Raw genomic sequence first — 12,146 nt, 5'->3', positions numbered from 1 at the left:
CGGCCGCACGTCGCTGGCCCGGGTAGTCGACGGGTCCACGGAACGACCGGAGGAGAGAGATGCGCAACCGACAGAAGCTTGTCAGCGGACTTGCCGCCGCAGCCCTGGGACTGACCCTGGCTGGGTGCGGAGACGATGGGGGAGGAAGCGCCTCGCCGGGCGGGGACGCGCTCGAGGGCGTCTCCATCACCGTCGGGTCCAAGGACTTCACGGAGAACATCATCCTGGGCGAGATGTTCGCCCAGGCGGCCGCCGCTGCGGGGGCAGATGTCACGAACCAGATCAACCTGGGCGGCACCTCGGTCAACCGCGACGCGCTGATCAGCGGTGACATCGACGTCTACCCGGAGTACAACGGCACCGGGTGGACGGTTCACCTCGGCAACGAGGACCCGAGCAGCGACCCGCAGGAGCTCTTCGACGTCACCTCTGAGGCCGACCTCGAGGAGAACAACGTCAAGTGGGTGGGCCGCTCGGAGTTCAACGACACCTACGGCTTCGCGGCCAACGGTGACCTGGCCGAGCAGGAGGGCGGCTTCGACTTCCAGTCGATGGCCGACTACCTGGAGGCCAACCCCGACGCCACGGTCTGCATGGAGACCGAGTTCCCCGACCGTCCCGACGGCCTGGTGCTGTGGGAGGAGGCCACGGGCTACGAGCTGCCCCGCGAGCAGACCAAGATCCTCGACGCGGGCCTGATCTACACCGAGACCTCGGAGGGCAACTGCGACTTCGGTGAGGTGTTCACCACCGACGGCCGCATCACCGCCCTCAACCTCGACCTGGTCGACGACCCGGGCGTGATGATCATCTACAACGTCTCCTTCACCATGAAGGACGACCTCTACCAGGCCAACGCTGAGGCGTACGACCAGATCGTCAGCACCATCCTCGAGGGCCTCGACAACGAGAAAATGGCCGAGCTCAACGCGCAGCGCGACGTCGAGGGCCAGCCCGCCGAGCGGGTGGCCGAGCAGTACCTGGAGGAGATCGGGCTGCTCTGAGGCCCGCCGCTCCGACGTACGACGCCGCCGAGACCCCGAGGGTCTGGCGGCGTCGTCGCGTCCGGGGGGTCTGTTCGGCCGGGTCAGAGGCCCCGTGGGTGCAGGTACTTCTCCGCCACCGCGCCGACCCAGTCGAAGCTGAGCGCGACGAGCGCGACCAGCCCGGCGCCGACGATCAGCACCGGGTCCTGGTTGAGCTTCAGTCCCGAGTTGATGGTGATGCCGAGCCCGCCGCCCCCGATGAGGAACGCGAGCGTGGCCATGCCGATGTTGATGATCATGGCGGTCCGGATGCCGGCGACGATGATCGGCACCGCCAGCGGCATCTCGATGCGGGTGAGCACCCCGAGCCGGGTCATACCCATGCCGCGTCCGGCCTCGATGATGCTCCGGTCGACCCCGTCGAGCCCGACCATGGTGTTGCGCAGCACCGGCAGCAGCGCGAAGAGGGCGAGCGCCCAGATGACGGTGATCTTCCCCTGGCCCATCAGGTTGAGGAAGATCACCAGCAACCCGTACGCCGGGAGCGCCTGCCCCGAGTTGGCGACCGTGAGCACCGCCGGGCTGATCCGCCGCAACCCAGGTCGGGTGAGCCCGATGCCGAGGGGGACGGCGACGAGCACGACGATGACGGTGGACCAGAACGCGATCTGGAGGTGCTCGACCGTCTGGGGCCACAGGTTCGCCTCCCACGCCAGCGCCGAGCGCTGCTGGATCGTCGCGTTCTCGAGGTCGAGGCTGCGCACGTACAGGTAGAGCAGCCCCGCCAGGCCCGCGATGAACAAGGGCGCCAGCCAGAGGCCGGCCTCGCGGAGCTGTCGGGCGCGCCGCTGCGCGGTCGGGGCCGCTGCTGCGTCGGGGCCGTCGTCCGGCTCGGGTGCCGGTGGGTCCTGGCGGGTGAACTGGTCATCCCGCTGGTAGGCGACCGGGGGCAGCGAGCTCATGCCTGGGCTCCCTCGAGCTCCTCGTAGTGGAGCTGCGCCTCGCGTTGCGCCCGCCTGATCGCCGAGGAGAGTGCGGGCATCTCGACGCACCCCTGGAAGGTGCCGTGCTCGTCGACCACCACGCTGCAGCCCGAGGCGCTCTGCACCATCTGCTCCAGGGCCTGGAACAGCGTGTTGTCGGACTGCAGCTGGTCGCCCAGCTCGTCGCCACGCTCCAGCAGGGAGCCTTCACCCCTCAGGTCGCGTTCGTGCAGCCACCGCAGGGGGCGTCGCTGGTCGTCGAGCAGCACCAGCCACTCGCCGCCGGTCTCCTGCAGCCGGGCCCGCGCGGTGTCGGCGGACTCGGAGGTGGTGAGGGAGGGGTACTCGGTGAGCTTCAGCGAGGCGACCTTGAGGAAGTTGAGGCCCTTGATGGTCGACCCGGTCCCGATGAAGTCGTCGACGAACTCGTCGACGGGGTAGGCGAGGATCCGCTCGGGGGTGTCGACCTGCCGGATCTGGCTGCGGTCGCCGAGGATCGCGATCCGGTCGCCCATCTTGATCGCCTCGTCGATGTCGTGGGTGACGAAGACGATGGTCTTGTGCAGCTGGTCCTGCAGCCGCAGGAACTCGTTCTGCAGCCGGTCCCGCGTGATCGGGTCGATGGCCCCGAACGGCTCGTCCATGAGCATGATGTCGGGGTCGGCGCCGAGCGCCCGGGCGACGCCCACCCGCTGGGCCTGGCCACCGGAGAGCTCCTTGGGGTAGCGGCCGCGGTACTGCTCGGGGTCGAGCCCGACGGTCGTGAGCAGCTCCTCCACCCGCTCGGTGGTGCGCTCCTTGTCCCAGCCCAGCATGCGCGGCACCGTCGCGATGTTCTGGGCGATGGTCTGGTGGGGGAAGAGGCCGATCTGCTGGATGACGTAGCCGATCCGCCGGCGCAGCTTGTCGGGGTTGGCCTGGGTGACGTCCTCGCCGTCGAGCAGGATCCGGCCGCCGCTGGGCTCGATCATGCGGTTGATCAGTCGCAGGGTCGTGCTCTTGCCGCAGCCGGAGGGTCCGACCAGGACCAGGATCTCGCCCTCGTGCACGTCGAGGCTGAGCTCCTCGACGGCCGGCACCTTCGTCCCGGGGTAGGTCTTGGTCACCCGGTCCAGGTGGATCTTGGCCTCGGAGCTCATGGGGTTCCTCTCCATCGGTGGGACGGTGGTCAGATGCGCAGGCCGCGGGACGTGGTCAGCCGCTGGGTCGTCGCGAGCACGGCGTCGAGCACCAGACCCAGCAGCACGGTGAAGACGACGCCGACCCACACGGAGTTCTCGGCGTTGGGCAGGCCGCGTCGGGTGAGCCCGGACTGGATGAAGGAGCCGAGTCCGTCGCCGCCCACGAGCACCGCGATGGCCGCGATGCCGACGGTCAGGAGCGTGGAGACCCGGACCCCGGTCACGATGACGGGCCAGGCCAGCGGCATCCGCACCTTGAGCAGCTGCTGGGTCGAGCTCATGCCCATGCCCTTGGCCGACTCCACCACCGCCGGGCTGACCGAGTCGAGGCCCGTGACGGTGTTGCGCAGGATGGGGAGCAGTGCGTAGAGGAACAGGGCGAACATCGCGGGTGGGTTGCCGATGCCCACGAGCGGGATGAACAGCGCGAAGAGGGCCAGCGACGGGATCGTCAGGAAGACCCCCGCCACCGCCAGCACGAGCGCGCGGGCGACGGGCCTCCGGTGCACGGCGACCCCGAGCAGCACCGAGAAGACGGTGGCCAGCGCCACCACGATCAGGACGATCCGGGCGTGGGCCAGGGTCTCCTCGAGGATGAAGTCGAGGTTGTCCTGCACATAGGTGAACCAGCTGCTGAGTGCTCCCACGGCTGCCTTTCGGTGGACGCCTGTGCTGTCACCCTACTGAGAAGCCGCCCCGCGCGCGGGCGGGCACCCTCGCTGGCCTGCCCGGATGCGGGGCGCCGCGCTACCGTGACCACCATCACCACCTGGCACGGGGGGCGTCTTTGAGGGCCGACGAGGAGCTTCGCATCCGCCGGCGTGACTCCGTCCGCGCGTGGACCGCCTTCGTCGAGCACGGGGACGGCGTCGAGGCGCTGGTGCGGCCGCAGATCCTGGACAGCTGGCAGCTCTCCACCGCCGCGATCACCCCGGACGTGTCCAAGGCCCCGCTGGACGACGAGGCCGAGACGGCGGCGTACCTCCGGGGTTCGCCGCTGCAGCTGGCGCTCGACCGGGTCGAGCCGGAGCTGCGACGTACGGCCGAGGACGGTGACCTGGTGCTGGCGGTCACCGACGCGCAGACCCGGATCCTGTGGACCTACGGGGGCCGGGTGATGCGTCGGAAGGCGGAGACGGTCAACTTCGTCCCGGCCGCGCGCTGGGACGAGGCGAGCGTCGGCACCAATGCCCTTGCCATCGCGGCCCGGACCGGCGAGCCGTCCATGGTGTTCAGTGCCGAGCACTACGCACCGATCGTGCACAACTGGGTGTGCTGGGCCGCACCGATGCACGACCCGGCAACGGGGGAGCAGCTGGGCGTGATCGACCTCAGCACCACCTGGGACCGCACCCATCCGATCGGCCTGGCGACCGCTCGGGTCCTGGCGCGGCTCATCGAGACGGCGATGCCGCGCTCGCGCCCCTGGGGGACGTCCGCCGGCCAGCTGCCGCCCGGGGAGCCGGGCCTCACCCTCTCGTTGCTCGGGACGGCCGAGGCGTGGCTCGACGGTCAGCGGCTCCTGCTCAACCGGCGGCAGACCGAGATCCTCGCCGTGCTGACCCTGCACCCGGAGGGGCTCTCGCTCGACCGGCTCCACGGCATGGTCTACGGCGAGCAGCCGGTGACGCAGTCGACGTTGAAGGCCGAGGTCTCCCACCTCCGGTCGGCCCTCGGCGGCCAGCTCGCCTCCCGGCCCTACCGGCTGATGATGCCGGTCCGCACCGACGTCGAGGACGTCATCGACCTCCTCGGGCGGGGCGACGTGAGCGGCGCGGTGGCCGCCTACGGCGGTGACCTGCTGCCCGGCACCGACGCCCCCGCCCTCGAGGAGCTCGCCGACTACCTCGCCGTCGCGGTCCGCGAGGCCCTGCTGGCGCGGCCGGAGCCGCGGGCGGTGCTGCGCTACAGCGAGCTCGCGCCGTACGACGTGGCCGTGGTGGAGCGGTGCCTCGAGGCGCTGGGGCCGCAGGACCACCCGGCCAAGGCGCTGCTCAAGGGGAGGCTCGCCGCCGGCGGCAGGTGATCTGGGGCGGGCCCGCTGGTCCGCCCGGTCGCGGCGCTCCCTAGGCTGCGCGCCGTGACTCGGCACCTCCTCCTCGCCCTCGTGATGGTCGGCTCGCTGCTGGCCTCGTCCCCTGCGCACGGCACCGGGCCGGACCCTGCCCTCGAGCCCGACGTCTACGTCAACGCCCGCCACTGGATGGCGCCGACGGCACTCGTCGAGATCGACTGGTTCGGCGACGAGGAGGTCGCCGGGTACGACGTCCGGGTGTCCCGCACCGACCCGCGACGAGGTCGCCGGTCCCCGTGGGCGCGACCGGCCCGCTTGCAGGGTGGGACCGACGAGAGGTTCCGACTGCCGACGCGTCCCGGGTCGACCCTCTGCGTGACCGTGCGTGGCCACACGGCCGCAGGATCCGTCAGCACCTGGAGCGACCCGCAGTGCTCCACGCGGGCCTTCCCGACGGGGATGCTGCGTCGAGAGGGTCGGGTGTCGGCCGTGCGGGACGACAGGATGTGGGGTGGCCGGGCCCTGGTCACGCGAGGTGCCGGTCGCGTCGTCCTCCCCGGCCTGCGCCACGGGAACGCCGTGGGGTTCCTGGTCACGCTCCCGCGGTGGGACGGACGCCAGCGCGGCTACGAGTTCACGACGTCGTGCGCGCGGCAGCCCCGGCTCCTCGACGTGAACGAGCGCGGCGACCGGCTCGCGCGCAACCGGCCAGTCGCGCTCGGGATCTCCACGCGGGTGGCACGTTGCCGCCTGGTGTTCCATCGCGCCGAGGGGACGGGCAGCAGCTTCCCGCTCCAGGGGCTGATGGTCTGGCCGCGCTGGCGCTGAAGGAGTGGTGTGGCCTGACGTCAGGCCGGGCTCAGCCACCAGCCGGTCGCGAAGGCCGTGACGCCGAGCACCAGGTTCAGCCCGACGTTGGCGAGGGCGCGCCACCGGTGCCCGTTGCGGTCGAGCAGCACGGTGTCCAACGCGAACGCGGAGTACGTCGTGAGCGCCCCCGCCACGCCCGTCCCGAGCAGCGTGCGGGCGTTCCCATCGGCCGCGGTCGCGACGAGACCCAGCAGGAGGCACCCCGCGACGTTGACCAGCAGCGTCGCCCACGGGAAGCGGGCAGTGGCGAGTGCGCGGCCCACGAGGTAGCGCAGCGCCGCCCCCAGGGCGCCGCCCACCGCGACGAGGACGACGGTCATCGACGCTCCAGCCGCCGGCCGGCCGACAGCCCGGCGGCCGCAGCAGCCAGGCAGAGCACGAGGGTGCCGGCGACGTACGCGAGGGCGGACAGCAGGTTGTCACCAGCCAGCCGCTGTGCGTCCAGCAGGTGCGTCGAGAAGGTGGTGTAGCCCCCGAGGAACCCGATGCCGGCGAACCGACGCAGCCGGGGACGGTGCACCAGCAGCCACCCCGAGAGCAGCCCCAGCACGAAGCAGCCGGTGATGTTGGCGACGAGGGTGGGCCACGGCCCGGGGAGCGAGGCGAGCCACCAGCGGGCGACGCTGCCGAGCGCCCCGCCGGCCGCCACCAGGGCGACGTCGAGGGCAGGGCGGTCGGGCGGCGGCACGCGGCGAGGCTAGCCAACCATCCGCCAACCTCGCGGACCTAGCGTGACGGGAGTCACAGGTCCCAGTCCTGCGAGGAGGACACCCATGGTCCGGATAAGCCTCGACGTCGACGGAGACCACGTCTCCGACGAGGTCGAACCGCGCATGCTCCTCGTGCAGTACCTGCGCGAGAAGCTCGGCAAGACCGGCACCGTCGTCGGCTGCGACACCAGCAACTGTGGCGCGTGCACGGTGCACCTCGACGGGCGCAGCGTGAAGTCGTGCAACGTGCTCGCCGTCCAGGCCGACGGCCACGAGGTCACCACCATCGAAGGGCTCGCCGACGGCGACGAGCTGCACCCCGTGCAGGAGGCCTTCCGCGAGTGCCACGGGCTCCAGTGCGGCTTCTGCACCCCCGGCATGATCATGCAGGCCATCGACGTGCTCAACGAGCACCCGCAGCCCACCGAGGAGGAGGTGCGGCTCGGCCTCGAGGGCAACCTCTGCCGCTGCACCGGGTACCACAACATCGTCAAGAGCGTGCTGTACGCCGCCGAGCACTCGGGCAGCACCGCGGGTGCGGGAGGTGCGCAATGACCGCGACCCAGGATCGTCCCACCGCCGAGATCGGCCGGGACCGGCGGCGCAAGGAGGACCAGCGGCTGATCACGGGCCGGACCCGCTGGACCGACAACATCGCGCTGCCGGGCATGCTGCACCTCGCGATGGTCCGCAGTCCCTTCGCCCACGCGACCATCACCGGCATCGACACCGAGGCCGCGGCGGGCGCCCCCGATGTGGTGGCCGTCGTCACCGGCCGGGACCTCGCCGACGTCCAGGGCAGCATTCCCACGGCCTGGAACATCACCACCGACCAGAAGTCACCGCCCCACCCCGCCATGGCGGTCGACCGGGTCGCCTTCGCCGGCGAGGTCGTCGCAGCCGTGGTGGCACGGTCGGCGGCCGCGGCGCGCGACGCCGCCGAGCTCGTCGACGTCGACTACGACGAGCACCCCGCCGTCCTCGACCTCAAGAAGGCGGCCGACGACAGCACCCTCGCCCACCCGGACCTCGGGACCAACAAGTCGGCCTTCTGGCAGTTCGACTCCGCCGGCGCCGGCACCGGCGGCAGCATCGACGAGGCCATCGAGCAGGCCAGGTCCGGCGGGATCCTCATCGAGCGCGAGTACCGCCAGCAGCGGCTGATCCCGGCGTTCATGGAGCCCCGCTCCTTCGTGTGCGACCCCAACGGCGAGCAGCTGGTGCTGTGGTCTGCGACCCAGATCCCCCACATCACGCGGTTCTTCCTGGCGGCGGTGCTGGGCATACCGGAGAGCAAGATCCGGGTCATCGCCCCCGACGTCGGGGGTGGGTTCGGCGGCAAGCTGCAGTTCGTCCCCGAGGAGATCATCACGGTGCTGGTGGCGCGCCGGACCGGCAAGCCCTGCAAGTACACCGAGACCCGCTCAGAGTCGCTGATGGCGGCCCACCACGGCCGGGACCAGTGGCAACGGCTCACGCTCGCCGCCGACAGCGAGGGCACGGTGACCGGGCTCAAGGTCGACCTGTTGTGCGACCTGGGCGCCTACGCCGGCACGGTGGGCGGCGGCGTACCAATCCTCGGGGCGTTCATGTACAACGCGATCTACAAGTTCCCCGCCTACCAGTTCAACTGCACCAACTACTACACGAACAAGACGCTCACCGACGCCTACCGCGGAGCCGGTCGGCCGGAGGCGACCTTCGCGATCGAGCGGCTCATGGACGAGCTCGCTGCCGAGGTGGGGGTGGACCCCCTGGAGATCCGGGAGCGGAACTGGATCGGTCACGAGGAGTTCCCCTTCTCCACCGTGGCCGGCCTGGAGTACGACTCCGGCAACTACGAGGCCGCCACGGCCAAGGCCAAGGAGAGCTTCGGGTACGACGAGCTGCGGGCCGAGCAGCGGCAGCGCCGCGAGTCCGGTGACCGGGTGCAGCTCGGGATCGGGATCTCGACCTTCACCGAGATGTGCGGCCTGGCGCCGAGCCGGGTGCTGGGTGCGCTCAACTACGGCGCCGGCGGCTGGGAGCATGCGCAGGTCCGGATGGGCGGCACCGGCAAGGTCGAGGTGGTCACCGGCGCCAGCGCCCACGGCCAGGGCCACGAGACGGCCTTCAGCCAGATCGTCGCCGACCGGCTCGGCGTCCCCTTCGAGGACGTCGAGGTCCTGCACGGCGACACCCAGATCTCCACCAAGGGCTACGACACCTACGGCTCGCGCTCGCTGGTCGTGGGCGGCGAGGCCCTGGTGCGGGCGGCCGACAAGGTCATCGAGAAGGCGAAGCCGATCGCCGCCCACCTGCTGGAGGCCTCCGCCGACGACATCGAGTTCGAGAGCGGCCGGTTCTCGGTCCGCGGAACCGACCAGGGCATGGGGCTCGCGGAGATCGCGACCGCCGTCTTCGCCGCCCACAACCTGCCCGACGGCATCGAGCCCAACCTCGACTCCGAGGCGACCTTCGACCCCGTCAGCTTCTCCTACCCCCACGGGACGCACCTGTGCGCCATGGAGGTCGACACCGAGACCGGCGAGGTGCGGATGCGGAAGTACACCTGCGTCGACGACATCGGCAACATCATCAACCCGCTGATCGTCGCGGGGCAGGTGCACGGCGGCCTCGTGCAGGGGATCGCCCAGGCGCTGTGGGAGGAGGCGGTCCACGACGAGGCCGGCACCCTGGTGTCGGGGTCCTTCGTCGACTACCTGCTGCCGACGTCGGCCGACACGATCAGCTTCGACATCGACCACACCACCTCGCCGTCGACGACCAACACGCTCGGGACCAAGGGCGTCGGCGAGGCCGGCACCATCGCCTCCACGCCGGCGGTCGTCAACGCGGTCGTCGACGCCGTGCGGCACCTGGGGGTGACCGACGTCCAGATGCCCTGCACGCCCGAGCGCGTGTGGCGCGCGATCCATGCCGACGGAGCGGGCGGCTCGACGGAGGGCGCGGCGATGCCCCACTTCGACGACGCCGAACCGGGCCGCGACAGCACGGAAGGAGCCGGAGCATGATCCCCGCCCCGTTCGACTACGTGGCACCCACCTCGGTGGAGGACGCGCTCGCCGCCCTGTCCGAGCACGGTGACGACGCCAAGATCATCGCGGGCGGCCAGAGCCTGCTGCCGGTGCTGCGGATGCGGCTCAACGCGCCGGAGGTGGTGATCGACCTCGGCCGGATCGACACGCTACGCGGGATCCGTGAGGACGGCGACGCCCTGGTGATCGGTGCGATGACCACCCATCACGACGTGCGCACCAACGACCTGGTGCGGGAGCACGCGACCGTCATCGCGCTGGCCACCGACGAGCTCGCCGACGACCAGATCCGCCACCGGGGGACCTTCGGGGGCGCCCTCGCCCATGCCGACCCGGCAGGCGACCTCGGCGCTCCCGCGCTCGCGCTCGGGGCGGAGTTCGTCATCGCCGGCAGCGGTGGCACGCGGACCGTGCCGGCGGCGGAGTTCTTCGTCGACCTCTTCGAGACCGCCATCGGTGACGACGAGATCCTCACCGAGGTGCGGATCCCCAAGCACACCGGCTGGGGCGCGCGCTACGAGAAGTTCGTCCGGGTCAAGCACCAGTGGCCGATCGTGGCGGTCGCTGCGACCGTGCGGACCGACGGCGACACCATCGCGGAGGCGCGCGTGGGGCTCACCAACATGGGGTCGACCCCGGTGCGCGCCACGGCCGTCGAGGACGCACTGGCCGGCGTCGCGGCCACCGAGGACGGCGTACGCGCGGCGGCGGAGCGGGCGGCCGAGGGCACCGACCCGCCGGCGGACCTCAACGGCGACGCCGACTACCGGCGCCACCTCGCGACCGTGCTGACGCGGCGGGCGGTGCTGGCAGCGGCGGGGCGCTGATGGAGCTCCAGCACCGGTTCACCGTCCCCGCGGACCTCGAGGAGACCTGGGCCCACTTCACCGACATCGAGGGCGTGGCCGGGTGCTTCCCCGGGGCGGTGGTGACCGAGGCCGACGCGGAGTCGTTCGCGGGCACCGTGAAGGTCAAGCTCGGTCCGATCGCGCTGGTCTACAACGGGACCGGCACCTTCGTCGAGAAGGACGAGGCCGCGCGCCGGATGGTGATCGACGCGCGCGGCAAGGACAAGCGCGGCAACGGCACGGCCGGCGCGATGGTCACCGCGACGATGAGGGAGGTCGAAGCCGGGACCACCGAGGTGTCGGTCGACACCGACCTCACCATCACCGGCAAGGCGGCCCAGTTCGGTCGCGCAAACGTCGTCAAGGACGTCTCCGACAAGCTGCTCGGGCAGTTCGTGGCGTGCCTCGAGCAGCAGCTCGCCGCGCCCGCGGGCCGTCCCCCGGAGGAGGACCCTGCACCTCCTCCGGGGGACGCGACCGGTCAGGCGACCGGTCAGGCGACCGGTCAGGCGACTGGGCCGGTCGCGCCGCCGGACCCCGAGGCGCCGACGTCGTCCGGGGACCAGGGCCCCCGTGGCGGCGCGGTCCCCGACCCGGCTGCTCCGCCGCCCGCGCCGGCGGGGCAGGCCACCAGTGGGGCGCCGGGGGGTGGACAGCCTGGTGGACCCCCCCGGGGAGCACCTGGTGCCCGGCCCGAGCGGCCGTCCTCGGCGCCGCGCAACGAGGAAGCACTGGACCTCGGGCGCACCGTGCTGCCCGTGCTTGCCCGGGCGTACTGGAAGCAGGCCCTGGCGGTGGTGGTGATCGTCGCGGTGGTCGTCTGGTTGATCCTCTAGGTCGGTCGGCTCAGAACACGTTGAACGGCCGGAACTGGACCGACAACCTCGGCCCGGCCTGGGCGACCTTGGGCACGGCGTGCTCCCACGTCCGCTGGCAGGAGCCACCCATCACGACCAGGTCGCCGTGGCCCATCTCGACGGCGAGGGAGTCGCCACCACCGCGCGGTCGCAGCGCGAGCCGGCGAGGGTCGCCGACGGAGACGATCGCCACCATGGTGTCGTGGGTGCTGCCCCGGCCGAGCGTGTCGCCGTGCCACGCGACGCTGTCGCGGCCGTCGCGGTAGTAGCAGCAGCCCGCCGTCCGGAACGGCTCACCCAGCTCGGGCAGGTAGTGCTCGCTCAGCGCCTCACGAGCCGCGGACAACGCGGGATGGGGGAGCTCCTCGCCGATCATGTAGGTGTAGGTCAGCCGCGGGATGTCGACGAGCCGGTCGTACATCTGGCGCTGCTCGGCCCGCCACGGGACGTCGCGGACCAGCGTCGCGAAGACCTCGTCGGCCTCCGGCAGCCACGTCCGCTGGACGTCGAGCCAGGCACCCGCCCCGAGGTCGGTCCGCTCGGGCGCCAGCGACGGCGGCAGGTCGGACCCGGCGTCGAAGAGGGTGCTCTGGAACTGCATGGGCCGACGCTAGCACGGGATCGAACACGTGTTCGGATCCGAGACATGTCGGCGCGTC

The 12,146-nt window shown here is 71.5% G+C and carries 13 protein-coding genes; 7 read left to right on the top strand and 6 right to left on the bottom strand.

Translation table 11 applies throughout. From position 1 onward, the window contains the following. The first annotated feature begins 59 nt into the window (after positions 1–59). Entirely contained in the window at positions 60–1,004 is a 945-nt protein-coding gene (locus K6T13_RS14675; RefSeq protein WP_222895284.1) for a glycine betaine ABC transporter substrate-binding protein, read from the top strand. Positions 1,005–1,087: 83 nt separating this feature from the next. On the opposite strand, the gene K6T13_RS14670 is transcribed toward K6T13_RS14675, so the two are convergent. Genes K6T13_RS14670 through K6T13_RS14660 form a run of 3 tightly spaced genes read right to left on the bottom strand, consistent with a single transcriptional unit; the run spans position 1,088 to position 3,797 of the window. Next, complete coding sequence (locus K6T13_RS14670; RefSeq protein WP_222895283.1) at positions 1,088–1,948, bottom strand: ABC transporter permease; 861 nt, start codon at positions 1,946–1,948, stop codon at positions 1,088–1,090. Further along, entirely contained in the window at positions 1,945–3,108 is a 1,164-nt protein-coding gene (locus tag K6T13_RS14665; protein ID WP_222895282.1) for an ABC transporter ATP-binding protein, read from the bottom strand. The genes K6T13_RS14670 and K6T13_RS14665 overlap by 4 nt, the downstream gene beginning before the upstream one ends. Before the next feature lie 29 nt (positions 3,109–3,137). Continuing rightward, positions 3,138–3,797: an ABC transporter permease gene (locus K6T13_RS14660; RefSeq protein ID WP_222895281.1), complete on the bottom strand. Its 660-nt coding sequence runs from the start codon at positions 3,795–3,797 to the stop codon at positions 3,138–3,140. A 140-nt stretch (positions 3,798–3,937) separates the two neighbouring features. On the opposite strand from K6T13_RS14660, the gene K6T13_RS14655 reads away from it, so the two are divergent. Further along, positions 3,938–5,176, top strand: coding sequence for a GAF domain-containing protein (locus tag K6T13_RS14655; protein WP_222895280.1), 1,239 nt, complete (start codon positions 3,938–3,940; stop codon positions 5,174–5,176). 54 nt (positions 5,177–5,230) lie between these two features. After that, positions 5,231–5,992: a hypothetical protein gene (locus K6T13_RS14650; RefSeq protein WP_222895279.1), complete on the top strand. Its 762-nt coding sequence runs from the start codon at positions 5,231–5,233 to the stop codon at positions 5,990–5,992. Between the two features lie 20 nt (positions 5,993–6,012). On the opposite strand, the gene crcB is transcribed toward K6T13_RS14650, so the two are convergent. Both crcB and K6T13_RS14640 read right to left on the bottom strand, forming a co-directional pair. Next, a complete protein-coding gene (gene crcB / locus K6T13_RS14645) occupies positions 6,013–6,354 on the bottom strand; it encodes a fluoride efflux transporter CrcB (protein ID WP_222895278.1) in 342 nt (113 codons plus the stop codon). After that, positions 6,351–6,722, bottom strand: coding sequence for a fluoride efflux transporter FluC (locus K6T13_RS14640; RefSeq protein ID WP_222895277.1), 372 nt, complete (start codon positions 6,720–6,722; stop codon positions 6,351–6,353). The genes crcB and K6T13_RS14640 overlap by 4 nt, the downstream gene beginning before the upstream one ends. A gap of 85 nt (positions 6,723–6,807) precedes the next feature. On the opposite strand from K6T13_RS14640, the gene K6T13_RS14635 reads away from it, so the two are divergent. From K6T13_RS14635 to K6T13_RS17500, 4 genes are read left to right on the top strand one after another with little or no spacing between them, the layout of a single operon-like run. Further along, positions 6,808–7,299 (top strand): (2Fe-2S)-binding protein, encoded by a 492-nt coding sequence (locus K6T13_RS14635; protein ID WP_222895276.1) that lies wholly within the window; start codon positions 6,808–6,810, stop codon positions 7,297–7,299. Continuing rightward, positions 7,296–9,758, top strand: coding sequence for a xanthine dehydrogenase family protein molybdopterin-binding subunit (locus K6T13_RS14630; RefSeq protein WP_222895275.1), 2,463 nt, complete (start codon positions 7,296–7,298; stop codon positions 9,756–9,758). Before K6T13_RS14635 ends, K6T13_RS14630 begins: the two co-directional genes overlap by 4 nt. Continuing rightward, complete coding sequence (locus tag K6T13_RS14625) at positions 9,755–10,609, top strand: FAD binding domain-containing protein (RefSeq protein WP_222895274.1); 855 nt, start codon at positions 9,755–9,757, stop codon at positions 10,607–10,609. Before K6T13_RS14630 ends, K6T13_RS14625 begins: the two co-directional genes overlap by 4 nt. Continuing rightward, the gene (locus tag K6T13_RS17500) at positions 10,609–11,466 is read left to right on the top strand and encodes an SRPBCC family protein (RefSeq protein WP_249423802.1); all 858 of its coding nucleotides are present in this window, start codon (positions 10,609–10,611) and stop codon (positions 11,464–11,466) included. The genes K6T13_RS14625 and K6T13_RS17500 overlap by 1 nt, the downstream gene beginning before the upstream one ends. A gap of 10 nt (positions 11,467–11,476) precedes the next feature. Here K6T13_RS17500 and K6T13_RS14615 read toward each other — a convergent pair whose 3' ends face one another. After that, the gene (locus K6T13_RS14615; RefSeq protein ID WP_222895273.1) at positions 11,477–12,088 is read right to left on the bottom strand and encodes an alpha-ketoglutarate-dependent dioxygenase AlkB; all 612 of its coding nucleotides are present in this window, start codon (positions 12,086–12,088) and stop codon (positions 11,477–11,479) included. Between the last annotated feature and the right edge of the window lie 58 nt (positions 12,089–12,146).

The sequence above is a fragment of the Nocardioides coralli genome (genome assembly GCF_019880385.1).
Taxonomy (GTDB): Bacteria; Actinomycetota; Actinomycetes; order Propionibacteriales; family Nocardioidaceae; genus Nocardioides; species Nocardioides coralli.
The sequence above is the reverse complement of the archived record's forward strand: the minus strand, read 5'-3'. Positions and strand labels throughout refer to the sequence as shown.